A 15,332-nucleotide genomic window follows, 5' to 3' on the forward strand; every position below is an offset into this window, starting at 1 on the left:
ATCGAGGGACGATCAGCTGCCATTTCCAACCAGGCTGAAAGGCGCCCAATAGACCGGGTGCCCATACTTCGCGGATTGCAGCTTCATCAAGTCCAGCATGGATTGCCGTAATGCCTCGGCACGCACCATGGTCGGCTGCGCGGCCTGCTGGCGAAAAACGCCGGTGATCAGCAAGCGCGCCGATTCGGATTCCACCGCCCAGTTCGACACAAGCAAGCTACGCGCCCCAGCATAGAAGAACCCGCGTCCCAATCCAGATACCGCTTCGACACCGCTACCATCCGGGCTCGCGGTGTTGCACGCGGATAGCACTACCCAGTCGGCATTCAGCTTGAGTCCGAGCACGTCCTCCAGTTTGAGGAAGCCATCGTCGCCAGCCTCGCCAGTCACCGCGGGATTGCTGAGCGCGAGTGCAGGCTGATCGAGCCCTGCCAACTCGCCAGCCTTCAATCCGTGCGTAGCGAATGCGATGACCCGGTAGCGCGAAAGATCGGTCCGCTTGACGTTGGCCTTGCTCGCGCGTACGCCGAAAAAGAGGTCCCGTTCAGGGTTGGCGCCCAGTATTCGTGCGATCTCCTTCAGTTCCGTTGCGGTATCCGGCAACGGGGGCATCACGTCGAAGGCTTGCCGCATGGTGGGAAGTCTTGGCAGATCCGGCAAGCCGGTCTGCTTCGCTTCATCGGTCAGCGGCTGTGTCTCATCCCTTTGCGGCGGAGCAGATCGCTCCGAGGTTTTCCTGAACTGGGGATCGCCAAAACCGACGAACGCGTTCCGCTGTTCCTGCGCCGCGCGGGCATTGCGCTGCGCCACAAACGCGGTCGCCGAGGATTGCTGCACGATGGCAACCTTGCTGATCAGCCACGGCATGTTGACATAGTCCTTGCCGCTCGCCGGAGCTGCCGCCCCCTCGGTCGACGTCAGCAGTACGCCGAACGGCAGCTCACCCAACGCGTGGTACGGGATGACATTGAGCACCGTGGCATCCGCCCACTGACCGGCATCTGGCGCAAGCAAGCGCTTGTAAAGGCTTTGCGCAGTCGCCACATCGAACGGCTTTGGACGGCCGCTCTCAAGGTCCAGCGTTTTGCGCAGCCGCGCAACGTCGCGCGACAAGTCGTCCAGGGAGACGGGGACGACACGCCAGCTGACATGCTTCGCCGTAATCGTCCACACATAGGTCTGGCGTTCGTCGCTGTATATCGAGACCAGCGCTTCATTCGGGGCGAGGATCCGCTGGATATCGGCTGCGTTTGCCGGATGCGGGTCGACGAGTTCGGCATAGGCGGGGAAGCGCTTGGCGATTTCCTGGCGCAATGCCGCTTCTTCCGCAGTCAGATTGACCAACTCCTGCCGCAAGGCAGTGATGGCTTCGTCGGAATGTTGTTTCCCTGACAGGGCGTTGCTCAGGACCTTGTTCAGTGCCTGGATGCGGTTGGCGTCATCCTGTGCACGGCGTGCCAGATCCGCCAGGTTCGCGTCAGGCAATGCCGCGCGAGTCACGCTGGCGGCCAGGGCGCGCTGCACGGACGAGTCCCGGGCAATGTCGGCGATCTGGAACGCCTCACTGGCCCAGTCGTGTCCGGGCTTTCCGCTCGCTTGCTGGGTGGCCAATAGCGCAAGATAGGCGTCCAGAATGATATGCATGCGGTAGGTGTGTACGCGGCCGGATTCGTCGGTTCCTGCACCGTGGGGCGCTTCCTGCAGCAATACCGGCAGCGCCTCGCGAAACTGCGCCAACGCGCGCTCGTTGTCCCCCGAGGCCGCCAGTGCTGCGCCGAGGTAGCCTTTGACATAAGCCATCGATAACGGCGGGTTGAATGGTCGCTTTGACCTGCCTTCCAGCGACCGCTGCAGCATCTCGACCGCCTTGGCCGTCTGACCGGTCTTGAGTAGCGCCATTGCCCATTCGAGGTGGCGGGCGCCGATTTGCTCCCATAGGGCGGTATTGCTACGCACGCCCTTTGCGCGTGCGTTGAACAGGCGCACAGCCTCGGGCCATCGCCCTTCCATATTGCGGATCAAGGCCAAGTCGGCGCGCCGATCGGACAAGTTGTCGGAGTAAGCCGCTACGCCCGACTTCTCGAGCGTCTGGAGCGATAGTTCTGCGTACCGGGCAGCTTCGGAGATCTTCCCTTGCTGAAGGTAAATCGTGGAAAGGGTCGAGAGGGCGCGACTGGTTTGCGTGGTATTGAGGGCGTAGATTGCCAGTGTTCTGTTTAGCGCCTCTTTGGCAAAGTACTCTGCCTCACCCGACTTTCCCTGCACCGAGCAGATCCAGGCCAGAAATGTGAGCCGCGTGATGACGTTAAGCCTAGCCACCCTGAGCATGCGGGTATCCATATTGTCTCTGAGATACCGTTCCGAGTAGTCCAGGCTGATTCTCAGCAGTCGCTCCGCTTCGTCATAGTTGCCATGCAACGCCGCCATCCAGCCTGCATACCGGTTGTAGGTATCGAGGACATTGAATTCCTGGGTCGCCCAGTCTTTGGTCTTCTTGATCTTGGGCAGCAGGCTCGATGCCAGCTTGAGGGTTTCATCGGCCTGCTTCAGCATCCCCAGTCGGATATAGGAATCGATCAGATGAATTTGGGTAAAGAAGAATCGACGGACGTTCTTGTTTTCCAGCTCTGCGCCCATCTTCTTCAGCAATTCAATCCTGGCGAAGTTGTCCCCAAATGCGCCGTAGGCACTTTGCAGGTCAGAGTGGATCCGCCACAGAAGACACCACTGACCGATCTCATCGACGGCGGACGACGAAGCGCTTGCAGGAGATTGAGCGTTGCTATCGTTCCTGGCGCCGAATGAGGGCTGGTTCAACGCGAGCGCCTTCTGGAAATCGGAGATGGCCTCCGCATAACGACCCAACATGACGTTGGTCACGCCGCGCTTGTGAAAGAAGACGCATCGGCCATAGGAGTCCCCGTCTGCCGGCTCTGGCAAGCTTGCCTGCTGTTCCAGCGCAGCAGTTCGATCGGTGCTCTGTTCGGGCAGCGCGAATTCGGCATCGGGGGAGGCTTGTGCGCGTGCAACGCCGCTAGCAAGGAGCGCCATGGCCAACCAGGCAACGCTTGGGTGCAGCATGGGCATCTCCTTTGCGAGGGTGACCCACTTAACCTCATTCCTGGCGGCACCGATGCCCAAGCATAGGCGGCGAGCGCTTGCCCATCCGTCTAAGACTAAGCGGACTGCAATGGAATCGCCTCACCCGTACGGGGGACGTCAGTGCACGCGCCCTCAACTGCCATTTCGTTCGTAACCGAGCCATGGGGGAAGGGTGTTCGACACGTGTCGCCGACGCCATATAAAGTCATGCGGCCGGTGGTTTCCACAGATACACTGCAGCGCTGTTGTTCACGGCAGATGGCGATTGCTTGCCCGCCGGCAGCCGATTTTTTCCCCTACATCAATCCGAAATCCATGAAAGCCATCCTCTCCGCGCTGACCCTCGCCCTGCTGGCCCCTGTCGCTGCCCACGCCGCCAACGAGTGCGACAAGTACCGCACGAGCTACGACAAGACGTATTGCTTCGCCAAGCTGTTCCTCGAATCCGACAAGGAGCTGAACGCCAGCTACACCGAACTGCGCGGCCTGATTGCCGATGGCGCGAAGCAGAAGCTCAAGGACACCCAGCTGGAATGGATCAAGTACCGCGACGCATCATGCGAGTCGGGCGGGGCAATTGACGTGGACTGCAACTATCGCGTGAACCGCGACCGCGCGGAGTATCTGCGCGACCGCGTGCGCGAGTGCAAGGCGGGCACCTGCCGCAACGACATGATCGGCAAGAAGTCCTGGAACTGACACCATGGCGCGGACGATCTCACAGGGCCGCCGCGCTGCATTGGCATGGCTGGCGGCCTGTGTGCCGATGCTCGCTGGCGCATCTCCGCTGTCATCGGGCGCGCGGCCGTTCCGGATCGTCATCGATCCCGGCCACACGCCGGCGCAGGGCGGAGCGCTGGGCGTTCGCGGTGTCTATGAGGTGCGCTACAACGATCGGCTGGCGTCGCTGGTCGCACAAGCGCTGACCAAGGCAGGGTTCGACGTGACCTTGACCCGTGGTCCGGACGACAACCTGTCGCTCGAGGAACGCGCCCGGATCGCCAATGCACGGCAGGCGGATCTGTTCCTGTCCATTCACCACGACTCGGCGCAGATGCAGTACCTCGAGAAGGTGAAGGTGGAAGACCGCGACGCATACCGGACCACGCGGCCCATTGCTGGATACTCGCTCTTCGTATCGCAACGCAATCCGGACTTCGCGCGCAGCTTCGCCTTCGCGCAAATGCTCGGCGAGGAAATGCGCAAGCTGGGCAGGGCGCCGACGCTGCATCATGCGGAGCCGATCGCGGGGGAGTCGCGGGAACTGCTGGCGCCTGATATCGGTATCTATCGATTCGACGATCTCGCCGTCCTGCGGCACACAGTGATGCCGGCGGTGTTGCTGGAAGCGGGCGTGATTGTGGATCCGGGTGATGAGGGATATGTCAGTGATCCCGGGAATCAGGCGAGCATGGTGCATGCGGTTGTCACGGCGGTTCGGCGGTATGTGACGAAGGTTCGGTCGGGCGACTTGCAGCGATGACGACGTTGCATTGAGACGGGGCTTTCTCAGCGCGGAAAAGGGGCGACACGGGAAATCCGCAATTGCCGATCCGACTGGATCGACGCAGAATCGGGCCACAACAGCACGGCAGCTCCAGGCGCTGCACGTTTCTCTCCCAGAACAGGCAGTTCGCTTCCTAACGGCGCCCGCTCGAGCGCAGACCATCGTGACGTCCTCCGCCCCCTCACGCTCCCCCCGCCTGCATTTCGATCTCACCACCATCCAGCTCTTCATCGCCGTAGCGGACGCTGGCAGCATTACCCGCGGCGCCGAGCGCCTGCACCTGGCCGCAGCCGCCGCTTCCCGCCGCATCCTCGAACTGGAATCCCAGCTCGGCGTTTCGCTCTTCGAACGCCTTCCGCACGGCATGGCGTTGACCGAGGCCGGCCGCGCCTTGCTGGCCCACGCGCGTGGCATCACCCACACGGTCCAGCGCATGCAGGACGACGCGTCCTCGTTCATCGGTGGCGACCTGGGCGTGGTGCGCGTGGCGGCGCCGAAGTCTGCGGTGATCCAGTTTCTCCCGTTCGACATCCAGCGCTGCGCCACCGCCTGTCCGGGCGTTCGTATCGATCTGCAGGAGATGAATAGCCAGGAAGTCCAGCAATCGCTGCGACGGGGTACCGTGGATATCGGCATCTATGAAGGCAGCCTCGGCGTGATCGACATGCCGACCGAGCCGTATCGCGCGGACCGGCTGGTGCTGGTCGTTGCGCGCGGACACGCGCTGGCCCGCCGCAAGCAGGTGACGACGGATGATGTGCTGGACTGCGACCTGATCGTGCTTGGCGAAAGCTCGGCGATCTCGATCGGGCTGGAGCGGCTGGCGGAGGAGGCTGGCCGCGTGCTGCGGATGCGTATGCGCGTGGGCGGCTTCGACAGCATCGCCGCGCTCGTGGCGCAGAACCTCGGGGGCGGGGTGATGCCGGAGGCCATCGCACGGGAGGTAGCCGGTGGCAGCCGCTTTGCGCGGTTGCCCATCACCGGGGATTGGGCGGAGCGGCGCTTTGTGCTGTGCCATCGGCCCCACGGCGCATTGTCGTCGGCCGCGCAGAGCGTGGTGGCGGTGCTTGCGCAAAACGCGAAACCTGAATCGCCCAAATAGCGATAGCCCGCGGTGAACGCATTGCGCATCATGGACTCCATAAAACTATCAGGACGGAGACACGCAATGCAGCGCAGGCAATTCATTCTCGCGGCTGCGGCCGGATTGGCGGTGCCCGGGCTGGTGCGCGCGGCGGCCGCAGACGTGCACGGGCCGGTACGGATCGTGGTGGGCTTTGCCCCGGGCGGCGGCACGGACGTGCTGGCGCGCGTGATCGGGCAGAAGCTCGGCGCCATGTGGAACACCAGCGTGCTGGTCGAGAACAAGCCCGGTGCGACCGGCGCGATCGCCGCCGCCTATGTGGCCAAGCAGCCGCCTGACGGCACCACGCTGCTGATGGCGCACGTGAACAGCCACGCCATCGCTCCCGCATTGCTGGACGTCAAGTACGATCCGCGCACCGATTTCTCGCCGATCTCGATGGTTGGCGTCACGCCCAATATGCTGACCTGCCGCCCCGAGCAGAAGGTGCGCACGGTGTCGGAGATCGTGGCGCTGTGCCGGCAAAAGCCGGGCAAGATTTCCTTCGGTTCGTCCGGCATCGGCTCGGCGCAACATCTGGCGCTGGAAATGTTCCGCATGCAGGCCAAGATCGATGTGGTGCACGTACCGTACAAGGGCTCGGGCCCGCTGGTGGCGGACCTGATCGGCGGCCAGATCGACTACGCGTTCGACACGATGACCGCTGCCACGCCGTTCATCCAGCAGGGCAAGGTGATTGCCATCGCGCAGACACGCCTGAAGCGCGCGGCCAGCCATCCCAATGTGCCGACGCTGGCGGAATCCGGTTTTCCCGGTCTGGACGCGGCATCGTGGTATGGGCTCGTGGGTCCAAAGGGCATGTCGCCCGCGCTGGTGCAGCGCATGAACGAGGACGTCAACCGCGTGCTCGCCATGCCTGACGTGGTCGAGCGTCTCAAGAGCTTCGGCGCCGAGGACTCCGGCGGATCGAGCCAGCAGTTCGCCGCCTTCATTGCGTCCGAGTCGAGCAAATGGGCCAAGGTCGTGAAGGACGCCGGCGTGAAGGCCGAGGCCTGATGGCCGGTCGCCGCCGCACCGACGCACGCCACTCCATTCATCTATCCAGGAAGTACCCGATGACAAAATTCAGCGATACCCGCGCCCAGGACTCCGCTCGCCCCTTGCCGCTGGCCGGCGTGCGCGTGCTCGACGTCAGCCAGGTCATGGCCGGTCCGTATGCCTGCATGCTGCTGGCCGACCTCGGCGCCGACGTGATCAAAATCGAACCGCCCGAGGGCGGCGACCAGACGCGCGGGGCGATGGGGTTCAAGATGAAGGGCCCGGACAGCATGGGTTTCCTCAACATGAACCGGAACAAGCGCAGCGTCACGCTGGATCTGAAGACGGAATCCGGGCGCGAGGTGCTGTACCGCCTGGCGGAGACCGCCGACATCCTCGTCGAGAACTACCGTCCGGGCGTGATGAAGCGCCTCGGCATCGATTACGAGACGCTCAGCAAGATCAATCCGAAGCTCGTCTATTGCAGCATCTCGGGCTTCGGCCAGAGCGGCCCGTGGGCCACGCGTCCGGGCTTCGACCTGATGGCGCAGGCCATGTCGGGCGTGATGAGCGTAACCGGCTATCCGGGCGGCGCGCCGGTCAAGGCGGGCGTGCCCGTAGCCGATATCGGCTGCGCACTGTTCGCGACCTACGGCATGCTGTCCGCGTACATTGGCGCCAAGGCGACGGGCAAGGGGCAGTATGTCGATGCGTCGCTGTTCGACTCCGCACTGGCCTTCTCCGTGTGGGACACCTGCGAATACTGGGGCACGGGCCGCGAGCCCGAGCCGCTGGGCACGGCCAACCGCATGAGCGCGCCGTATCAGGCCATGAAAGCCGCCGATGGCTACTTCGTGATGGGCGCCACCAACCAGAAGCTGTGGCAGCTGCTGTGCAAGACCATCGACCGGCCCGATCTGCTGTCGGACGAACGCTTTGCGACCGTGGCGCTGCGGCTGAACAACCGCAAGGACCTGATCGCCGCGCTGGAGGAAAGCTTCGCGCAGCAGGGCTGCGACTACTGGATCGAGCACCTGCTGGAAGTCGGCATTCCGGCCGGGCCGATTCTGACATACCCGCAGGCCTTCGACAGTGAGCATGGCAAGCACCGCCAGATGCGGATCGAGATCGATCATCCGATCGAGGGCAAGGTGCCCAATATCGGCTTCGCGGTGAAGATGGGCGGCACGCCGCAGCAGGTACGGCGTCCGCCGCCGTTGCTGGGCCAGCATACGGAGGAAGTGCTAGCCGAGCTTGGCCTCTCGAAGGATCAGCAGCAGTCGCTGGCAGCAGCCGGCGCGTTCGGCGCATGAGCACCCCACGGCCGCCGGAAGGCGATGTGCCTGCAGAAGGGCGCGTCACGCTGACGATGCAGGGACCAGTCGCGACACTGACATTCGACCGTCCCGCGGCACGCAATGCGATGACTTGGGCGATGTACGAGCAACTCGCCTCGCACTGCCGCGCGCTTTCTGCCGATGGCAACTCTGGCGCGCGCGTAGTGGTACTGCGCGGCGCGGGCGGCGAGGCCTTTGTTGCGGGCACCGACATCGCCCAGTTCCAGCAGTTCTCGAGCGGCGATGACGGGGTTGCCTACGAGGCGCGCATCGACGAAGGCATCCAGCTGGTCGAGCAGTTGCCGATGCCGACGGTGGCTGTGATCGAGGGCTGGGCGGTTGGCGGTGGACTGGCCATCGCCACGGCCTGTGATTTCCGGATAGCGTCGCCCAAGGCTCGCTTCGGCGTGCCGATCGCGAAGACGCTCGGCAATACGTTGTCGGCGCAGAACCTGGCCAAGCTGCGCGCGGCGTGGGGCCTGCAGCCGGTGCGGCGCATGCTGCTGCTGGCGCAGATACTCGATGCCGAGGCGGCGCTGGCGTGCGGCTTTCTGGAAGGCGTTTATCCGGCCGAGACGCTGGATGCAGAGGTGGCCGCGCTAAGCGACCGGCTTGGCGCACTGGCGCCCGTCACGCAGAGCGTCGTCAAGGAGGCGCTGCGCAGGCAGACTGTCGAGGCGGTGCCTGACACCGATGATCTGGTGCGCCGCTGCTACGGCAGCAGTGACTTCCATGAGGGCGTCGATGCGTTCGTGAATCGCCGGCCCCCGAAGTGGCAGGGAACCTGAACGGCGGCTAAGCGCGCTCAGGCGTCAGGCATGATTCCCTGCATTGCCGTCGCCACCGATTCCCAGCCGGCGTACCAGTGGCCGCAGCGTCAGCCCGTTGCAGGTCAGGTTGACCAGGACAAAGCCGACGGCCACCACGGAGGCCAGATGCCTTGCCTCCGGTGGCAAACTCATTGCCTGTGCGGCGCATAGGGCCAGTACGAGCGTCACAGGGCCACGCACGCCGCCCCACGTGATGGCCAGCCGGTGCGCGCGCGGCAGCGGTGCGCACATGCCGAGGCGGCTCAGCAGCGGCAGGCTGCAGCCCAGCACGGCCCAGCGACTGACCAGCGCGGCGATCAGCACACACAAGATCAGCCAGAGGTCTGGCCCACGCAGCCCGCGCAGCAGGTCGGGCACGTGCATGGCCGCGAGCAGGAAGACCATGCCACCCGCCATGCCGCCCATGCTGCGCCACAAGTGCCGGAATATTGTGTGTTCCTCGTGTGTGGTAGTCCGCCGCAACAATGTGCCGGCGGTCAGCCCGGCCGACACCACCGTGACCACGCCGGACACATGCAGCCACAGGTCGGCGATCGGATAGAGCAGATTCGGCAGTGCGAGAGACAGCGTGAAGCGCGACAGAGGCGCCGCGGGAATGGCGCGGCACGCGCGCGCCAGCAGCGCACCCGCGAGCGCGCCGAGCAGTCCGCCGGCAAACAGTGAGCCAAACAGGTCGCCAAGGACCGAGCCGGTCATGGCGTGCGCCGGCTGGCCAACGATGCGCGCCATCAGGTGCGACGCCAGCGTAATGGCCGCGGCGTCGTTCAGCAGGCTTTCGCCTTCCACCAGTCGCACCATGCGCGCGGGTACGCCACTGCTGCGGAACAGATCGATCACGGCTGACGGATCCGTGGTGCTGACAATGGCTCCGACCAGCAGGCAAACCGCCAGGCTCGCGCCGGAAATCGCATGTGCGGTGATGCCGACCAGCAGCGTCGCGGCGAACACCGCGCCGATCGCCAGGACCAGGATGGGGAGCAGGTCCCGCGCCATGGCGGCGGCATCGGCCTCCAGCGCGGCCTGGAAGAGGATCGGAGGCAGAAAGATCCAGAGATAGCCTTCGGGCCGCAGCGACGGAGACAGGAAAGGCTGGATGGTCTGCGCGGTAAATGTCGGGGCGACGACGCCGGCGATCAGCAAGGCCGCGCCAAGCGCGAGACCGGCAGCGGTGAGAGTGAGCGCATCGGGCAACCGCAGTTTGATCGCGGCGACGTTGCAGGCGGCGATCACGGCCAGCAGACAGCCGATGCGCAGTGTGAGTTCGACAGAGGGTTCCATGCGGGGACGCAAGCGTCAGGTGGCGTACGCTGTCTGACAAGCGGCCTGCGCGCTATGTTCTTGTCGATTCTGGAAATGGGTTATTCCGCAATACGGACTTGACGTAGGCGGACTCCGGGCCGGTGCGACGCACCGGAGTGTCGCCGCGTGGCTGTTGCGATCTCGTCATGACTCCTTCATCACCAGCATCTGCACGGCCCGCCGCGCAACCGGCGTGACCACCAGCACGGCCGGGAATGCGACGATCCATGCCGTCAGCCACGTACTGGCCCAGATGCCGGCGAAGTCCGGCGCCAACCCGACAGCGCGATAGGTGGAGATGCCCGCGATGATCAGGGACATGAGCCCTGACAGCACGAGACTGAACAACTGCGGCGCGTATTTGCTTGGGATCATTTGAGTACCTTGCGTTTTCTCTTCGGGAACATGGTCAACGGATGCGGTGCAGCGTTTCCGCGAAGTTTCTGCCGAACATCCGCGCCGTTTTCACATCTCCCGCAGCAAATCCGTCCGCCGGCGCGGAGTGGTCGGACTGGGCCATCAGGCCCGACCATGACCCGAGCCGGTTGGCGGCGTCGTCGTAAGGGACACCGGCGTGCTGCTCGGGCAGGATCGGGTTGCCGACCCACAGCATGCCGTGCTGCATGCAGAACACGAACATCGACATCAGCGTGGATTGCTTGTCGCCCGCGGGCAGCGACGACACCGTGAAGCCGGCCGCGAGCTTGCCCTTGAGCTGCTGCGTTCGCCACAAGCGGCCGGTGGCGTCCATGAAGGACTTGAAGGGGCCGGAGACGCCGCCGAGATAGGTGGGCGAGCCGAGGATGTAGGCGTCATAGCGAAGCAGTGTGTCGGGCGCTCCTGCAAGTTCTTCGGCATTCAACAATTGCGCCTCGGTGTCGGCGACACTCGCGGCGCCCTGGCGCACACAGGACGCAATGTGCCTGGTGTGGCCGTGGGCACTGTGATAGATGATGGCTAGCTTCTTCATGATGTGGTTTCCAGGTGGCGTTATGCGTCGATTGAAGCAAGCACCGTTCATCGCCCGATGGCTGCGACAACGAGCGCTGACAGGTACAGGCCGAATCCGAACACGGTGTGATTGGCGACGCTGCGCAGGCAATTCCTGAGCGGCGTCGGTGTGCGCGAGGCGGCGAAGCCGGAGCCCATCGCCGGTTGCATGACGAACAACGGTGCAGCGACGGTGACCATGCCGACAAGCACTGCGGGCAGCACCGTTGGATGACGCGTCCAGCCGATTCCCTGGATCGCGACAAGCAACGCCGCGAAGGCGATGCCGATTGCGTAGTGCGTCAGCCAGCCCAGCGAGCGTTCGCCGCGGATCGGCTTTGCCTGCCCGATGGAGGCATGCGCGAATGTGCCGTGAAAGAGATGTCCGACCCATCGCCCGATGAACGCGAAGTTCAGCGTCGGCACGCCCATTCGCTTGAGGAACGTGAGCCAGATGTCCATGAAGGCGGTGGCGCCGATTCCTGTGGCAACGATGGCAGCGACGGTTGCGATGTCTGGCAGGCGTGTCATGAGAGGCCCCTTTGTGTTTGACTTGCGGTAGCGATGTGGCCACTATAGAAGTTGAAGTCAACTTCAAGTCAAGGGAGATCGGATGGATATCGCCGAAGTCGCAAAGCGCACCGGTGTGCCTGCCTCGACACTGCGCTACTACGAGAAGATGGGGCTTATCGTGTCCCTGGGGCCGCAGGGTGCCCGCCGCAGTTTTGCGGACAACGTCGTGGATCAGCTTGCGTTGATCTCGCTCGGGCAGGCGGCAGGGCTTTCGCTGGAGGAGATCCGGTCGATGTTCTCGCCCGACGGGCAGGTGGACATCGACAGGCAGATGCTGCTGGAGAAAGCTGACGAGATCGACGCGCTGATCAAGCGGCTCCGCGCGATGAGCCACGGGTTGCGGCATGCGGCGGCTTGTCCTGCGCCGAGCCATGCCGAATGCCCGACCTTTCGCAAGCTGCTCAAAGCTGCGTCGTCGGGGGCGATCGGGAAAGGGCTGGTGAATGTGGAGTTGAAGCGGCAGGCGAGGTAGCGCTTCGGCGCAGAGACCGTCGCGCGGTGACATTCCGACAAGGTATCGGCTTGCGAAGCACCGCGCCGCGAGCAGGAGGGCGCGTCGCCTTCCTGCTCTATGTCCGCGCGGCTATTGCTTCATCATCTGGGTCTTCAGGTAGCCGCCGGTACCAGTGGTCGCGGCGAGCGCAAGCGTGCGGCTATACAACGTGTTGGCGGTGACAAGCATGCCGCCATCGGAAGGCACGAAGCGAATGGCGGCGTAGCCCAGATGCGCGATGCCAAGCGACATGTCGCAGCCAGTGCTTGCGGTTTGCGTCGGCAAGGACGCCGTCAGGGTGACGCGATAGAGATTCTTCGCGGAGCCTGGCTCGGCAAGCACGGCAGTCCCCTCCAATGCGCAGACTTTGGTGCCGCTCGTATAGGTGCCGGTCACGTTGCCCACGTCGTCCACCGACATGTCGAACCCGTCCTGTTTCCACTTGCCCTGGATGCTTGTCTGGTCCACCGCCAGTGCATTGGCGGGATCGTAGACGGCGTGGACAGTGCGCGGAATGCCCTGGCCGGCAACCAGATAGGAGCCGTCAAGCTTGCTGCTCAGCGTGATGGTGCCCGTGCCGGTGACCGGCGTCGCAACCATGGACTCGTAGAAGGTGTCCGACGAGAGGTTCCAGGTTGAACCGGTGAACTGAAAGGCCCCGTCTACCATGCCTAGCAGTTCGGCCCGGACAAAGCGCCCAGCGCTGTCGATGAACGTGGCAACCATGGGCTCTGCCCAGATCCCTTCGCTGCCGTTGCCGACCGCTGCGGTCGAACCCGCCTGCGGCGCGGAAAGGCTTGGCAATGGCTCCCCGGTTCGTGTTGGTGCGGGAGTCGGCGAGGGCGTCGGTGAAGGTGCCGGTGAAGGCGTCGGCGATGGCGAGGGGTTTGGTGCACGCGCTGGCGAGGGGGCCGGCGCTGGGGTCTGCCCCTGCGACGGCGGGGTACCTGTATTGCTGTCGTCGCCGCCTCCGCAGGCGCTCAGTAACGCGCATGCAGCCAGTGAGACGGCTGTGATCATGGATGGGTTGGCTCGCATTGAAATCTCCTTGTGAATGGTCTCGATAAGGCCGACCGATCGTAGGGAGACGGTTGCTGCAGGACTTGAAGACAGGTCAAAAGTCAGTCGGAACCGGAAGATTCCGACGCTGCCGGCGTAGCGGCATTGTTTGCGCGCAACAGGCCGGCATTGTCCGCTACAGAATTTGGCTTACCTCTGAAGTGGGGAGGCGGCTCGAACCGTAGTGAGGCGAGCAGATCGACGCCGCCGTGCGGGCATGCATCGCCTCGCGACGCGGCAGTGGTCTTTCCCAACGGCGTAATCGGGAACGTGGATGGCCGGGCGGCCGTGATGGTCCGCAGTCTTTCGAAAGAATGCGGCGCTCGCCGGAAGGCTACAGAAGTCCGCTCACAACGGCATCATCAACTTTGACTACGCCTGTTGTCCCATCCCTCTGGTTGGTGGACGACGCCTTGCGTGTGACCAAGAATGACCCCGAGCCAAACGACAACAAGCCGTCATGCCAAGACATGACGGCAAACCGTGGACCATGACCACGGGCGGGGGGGAGAATAAAGATGACTGTATTCGTGGAACCGTGCATGCGCGCATGCACCAACTCGTCCATATCGCCCCAAGCTTCGGCGCTACAGTCGCCGGCAGCGGCATTGCCGTGCTCCGGCATGCGCGGCAATGGCTGCCAACAACATCTGCGGGCGCCATCGGTTGCTGGGGTGTGCCGCTAAGCGAGCCATGTCGCCATGACAACGCTTCATCGCTCAGCGGCTTCGGCAGCGCTCTTGCTCGGGCTTGCCATGCCAGCGGTCGCCTCGCAGTCCGGACCTGTGACCACGTCCAGCGTGAGCAAGAGCCGCACGCTGAACCGGGCCGAGGTCGGCGGCATCGTCACCGGGCAGATGATCACGCTGGCGGGCAGGACGTTCTATGACAGCTTCGCGGCAGCGTGGCGCGACAAGGACGAGCAGGGCCGCTTTGTCGTCGCGATCTCCGAGCGGCCCAGCGCGCGCTGGGGCAGCCAGGTGTTTGTCGATTATGGCAACCGCCGCCTGTACCAGGCGTTCTTGCCGCCCAACCTCAGCCGCATCGGCGCCATTGGCACCGCCGCGGCGGAGCAGGTATTCCAGGCCATCATCGACGACCAGGTCGCGCAATTCTTCGGCGATCCCGACATGGCGCGCGATGAATTCTGAAAGGAACCACCATGAACACGTCGCGCGCTTTCCGGACCATGATCTGCCTGCTCGGCCTGACTACGGGCGCTGCCCACGCCACCGAGCTGGTCTATGTGCCGATCAACCCTTCATTTGGCGGCAATCCTCTGAATGGCCCTGTGCTGCTCAATTCCGCCGTGGCGCAGGACAAGCACAAGGACAGCGCGCCGTCCTCGCCTTTCGCGCAGCAAAGCGCGCTGCAGCAGTTCAACGACACGCTGCAACGCGCGATCCTGAGCCGCATTTCGTCCACGGTGTCATCGAGCATCGTCGGTTCGACGGGGCAGCTCGTGCCGGGCACGGTCGAGACGACGGACTTTCGCATTGTCGTGACGCAGATGAGCGGCGGCGTTCTGCAAGTCACCACCACTGACAAGACAACTGGCCAGTCCACGCAGTTCCAGGTCAGCCAGTAAGTCGCACAGCGTTGTTCCGCAGTTCCAATCGTCAAAACCATGCAGAGGAGATTTGCCATGCAAGCTCGCAAGACCATCTTGTCCATTGCCGTACTTGCCGCGATGTCGGGTGCGGCGTGGGCGGACAATAGCACCGTGACTACCACGCAATCCGGCAACGACAACCTCATCGAGGTCGATCAGCAAGGGGCCACCGGTTCCACTATCACGATCAACCAAAGCGGCAACGACAACGTTGCTGGCAAACAGGGTTCTGCCAGCTTCCCGCCTGTAAAGCAAACGGCGAAGTCCAGTTCGATCGCCATCAACCAGATCAATGAACCGTGCTTATCCGGTTGTCTCCCAAGACCTCTACCGATAGTATGTTGGGCATCTGTGCCAACTCGGGGCAACCATGGTTATTGACGTGCTTGACCGAGGCGATCTGCCGTT

The 15,332-nt window shown here is 63.8% G+C and carries 16 protein-coding genes; 10 read left to right on the forward strand and 6 right to left on the reverse strand.

The features are described 5' to 3' along the window. Window positions 1-12: 12 nt before the first annotated feature. Window positions 13-3,081 carry a CHAT domain-containing protein gene (locus tag KHO41_RS21420; RefSeq protein WP_211955295.1) on the reverse strand — a complete coding sequence of 1,023 codons (3,069 nt, stop codon included), beginning with the start codon at window positions 3,079-3,081 and terminating at the stop codon, window positions 13-15. A 336-nt stretch (window positions 3,082-3,417) separates the two neighbouring features. Here KHO41_RS21420 and KHO41_RS21425 point away from each other — a divergent pair, with 336 nt between their 5' ends. The 6 genes from KHO41_RS21425 to KHO41_RS21450 all read left to right on the forward strand — a co-directional run bounded on the left by KHO41_RS21425 (window position 3,418) and on the right by KHO41_RS21450 (window position 8,856). Next, the gene (locus tag KHO41_RS21425) at window positions 3,418-3,801 is read left to right on the forward strand and encodes a lysozyme inhibitor LprI family protein (protein ID WP_244873939.1); all 384 of its coding nucleotides are present in this window, start codon (window positions 3,418-3,420) and stop codon (window positions 3,799-3,801) included. Between the two features lie 40 nt (window positions 3,802-3,841). After that, window positions 3,842-4,585: an N-acetylmuramoyl-L-alanine amidase family protein gene (locus tag KHO41_RS21430; RefSeq protein WP_211955296.1), complete on the forward strand. Its 744-nt coding sequence runs from the start codon at window positions 3,842-3,844 to the stop codon at window positions 4,583-4,585. Between the two features lie 187 nt (window positions 4,586-4,772). Continuing rightward, entirely contained in the window at window positions 4,773-5,711 is a 939-nt protein-coding gene (locus tag KHO41_RS21435) for a LysR family transcriptional regulator (RefSeq protein ID WP_211955297.1), read from the forward strand. Between the two features lie 66 nt (window positions 5,712-5,777). Next, entirely contained in the window at window positions 5,778-6,749 is a 972-nt protein-coding gene (locus tag KHO41_RS21440) for a Bug family tripartite tricarboxylate transporter substrate binding protein (protein WP_211955298.1), read from the forward strand. Between the two features lie 59 nt (window positions 6,750-6,808). Further along, the gene (locus KHO41_RS21445; RefSeq protein ID WP_211955299.1) at window positions 6,809-8,044 is read left to right on the forward strand and encodes a CaiB/BaiF CoA transferase family protein; all 1,236 of its coding nucleotides are present in this window, start codon (window positions 6,809-6,811) and stop codon (window positions 8,042-8,044) included. After that, window positions 8,041-8,856 carry an enoyl-CoA hydratase/isomerase family protein gene (locus KHO41_RS21450; protein WP_211955300.1) on the forward strand — a complete coding sequence of 272 codons (816 nt, stop codon included), beginning with the start codon at window positions 8,041-8,043 and terminating at the stop codon, window positions 8,854-8,856. Before KHO41_RS21445 ends, KHO41_RS21450 begins: the two co-directional genes overlap by 4 nt. A 24-nt stretch (window positions 8,857-8,880) precedes the next feature. Here KHO41_RS21450 and KHO41_RS21455 read toward each other — a convergent pair whose 3' ends face one another. From KHO41_RS21455 to KHO41_RS21470, 4 genes are all read right to left on the reverse strand, one after another. Beyond that, complete coding sequence (locus KHO41_RS21455; RefSeq protein WP_211955301.1) at window positions 8,881-10,176, reverse strand: cation:proton antiporter; 1,296 nt, start codon at window positions 10,174-10,176, stop codon at window positions 8,881-8,883. Between the two features lie 165 nt (window positions 10,177-10,341). Further along, window positions 10,342-10,572 (reverse strand): DUF2798 domain-containing protein, encoded by a 231-nt coding sequence (locus tag KHO41_RS21460; protein ID WP_211955302.1) that lies wholly within the window; start codon window positions 10,570-10,572, stop codon window positions 10,342-10,344. 34 nt (window positions 10,573-10,606) lie between these two features. Then, complete coding sequence (locus KHO41_RS21465) at window positions 10,607-11,167, reverse strand: flavodoxin family protein (RefSeq protein WP_211955303.1); 561 nt, start codon at window positions 11,165-11,167, stop codon at window positions 10,607-10,609. 47 nt (window positions 11,168-11,214) lie between these two features. Beyond that, the gene (locus KHO41_RS21470) at window positions 11,215-11,718 is read right to left on the reverse strand and encodes a DUF2938 domain-containing protein (protein ID WP_211955304.1); all 504 of its coding nucleotides are present in this window, start codon (window positions 11,716-11,718) and stop codon (window positions 11,215-11,217) included. 82 nt (window positions 11,719-11,800) lie between these two features. On the opposite strand from KHO41_RS21470, the gene KHO41_RS21475 reads away from it, so the two are divergent. Continuing rightward, window positions 11,801-12,232, forward strand: a complete 432-nt coding sequence (locus KHO41_RS21475; RefSeq protein ID WP_211955305.1) for a helix-turn-helix domain-containing protein — start codon at window positions 11,801-11,803, stop codon at window positions 12,230-12,232. Between the two features lie 111 nt (window positions 12,233-12,343). Here the strand turns inward: KHO41_RS21475 and KHO41_RS21480 are convergent, their stop codons facing one another. After that, entirely contained in the window at window positions 12,344-13,057 is a 714-nt protein-coding gene (locus KHO41_RS21480) for a hypothetical protein (protein ID WP_244873940.1), read from the reverse strand. 956 nt (window positions 13,058-14,013) lie between these two features. Between KHO41_RS21480 and KHO41_RS21485 the strand changes: the two genes are divergently transcribed. From KHO41_RS21485 to KHO41_RS21495, 3 genes are read left to right on the forward strand one after another with little or no spacing between them, the layout of a single operon-like run. Beyond that, window positions 14,014-14,463: a CsgE family curli-type amyloid fiber assembly protein gene (locus tag KHO41_RS21485; protein WP_211955306.1), complete on the forward strand. Its 450-nt coding sequence runs from the start codon at window positions 14,014-14,016 to the stop codon at window positions 14,461-14,463. 11 nt (window positions 14,464-14,474) lie between these two features. Next, complete coding sequence (locus KHO41_RS21490) at window positions 14,475-14,900, forward strand: curli assembly protein CsgF (RefSeq protein ID WP_211955307.1); 426 nt, start codon at window positions 14,475-14,477, stop codon at window positions 14,898-14,900. 57 nt (window positions 14,901-14,957) lie between these two features. Further along, window positions 14,958-15,305, forward strand: coding sequence for a hypothetical protein (locus KHO41_RS21495; protein WP_211955308.1), 348 nt, complete (start codon window positions 14,958-14,960; stop codon window positions 15,303-15,305). The last annotated feature ends 27 nt before the right edge of the window (window positions 15,306-15,332 follow it).

The sequence above is a fragment of the Cupriavidus numazuensis genome (genome assembly GCF_905397435.1).
Classification (GTDB): domain Bacteria; phylum Pseudomonadota; class Gammaproteobacteria; order Burkholderiales; family Burkholderiaceae; genus Cupriavidus; species Cupriavidus numazuensis.

Bases quoted from the DNA above. Each gene is read 5' to 3' on its own strand.
- KHO41_RS21450 (WP_211955300.1), top strand. From the start codon at position 8,041: ATGAGCACCCCACGGCCGCCGGAAGGCGATGTGCCTGCAGAAGGGCGC.
- KHO41_RS21440 (WP_211955298.1), top strand. From the start codon at position 5,778: ATGCAGCGCAGGCAATTCATTCTCGCGGCTGCGGCCGGATTGGCGGTG.
- KHO41_RS21425 (WP_244873939.1), top strand. From the start codon at position 3,418: ATGAAAGCCATCCTCTCCGCGCTGACCCTCGCCCTGCTGGCCCCTGTC.
- KHO41_RS21485 (WP_211955306.1), top strand. From the start codon at position 14,014: ATGACAACGCTTCATCGCTCAGCGGCTTCGGCAGCGCTCTTGCTCGGG.
- KHO41_RS21445 (WP_211955299.1), top strand. From the start codon at position 6,809: ATGACAAAATTCAGCGATACCCGCGCCCAGGACTCCGCTCGCCCCTTG.
- KHO41_RS21495 (WP_211955308.1), top strand. From the start codon at position 14,958: ATGCAAGCTCGCAAGACCATCTTGTCCATTGCCGTACTTGCCGCGATG.
- KHO41_RS21420 (WP_211955295.1), bottom strand. From the start codon at position 3,081: ATGCTGCACCCAAGCGTTGCCTGGTTGGCCATGGCGCTCCTTGCTAGC.
- KHO41_RS21490 (WP_211955307.1), top strand. From the start codon at position 14,475: ATGAACACGTCGCGCGCTTTCCGGACCATGATCTGCCTGCTCGGCCTG.
- KHO41_RS21460 (WP_211955302.1), bottom strand. From the start codon at position 10,572: ATGATCCCAAGCAAATACGCGCCGCAGTTGTTCAGTCTCGTGCTGTCA.
- KHO41_RS21465 (WP_211955303.1), bottom strand. From the start codon at position 11,167: ATGAAGAAGCTAGCCATCATCTATCACAGTGCCCACGGCCACACCAGG.
- KHO41_RS21475 (WP_211955305.1), top strand. From the start codon at position 11,801: ATGGATATCGCCGAAGTCGCAAAGCGCACCGGTGTGCCTGCCTCGACA.
- KHO41_RS21455 (WP_211955301.1), bottom strand. From the start codon at position 10,176: ATGGAACCCTCTGTCGAACTCACACTGCGCATCGGCTGTCTGCTGGCC.
- KHO41_RS21470 (WP_211955304.1), bottom strand. From the start codon at position 11,718: ATGACACGCCTGCCAGACATCGCAACCGTCGCTGCCATCGTTGCCACA.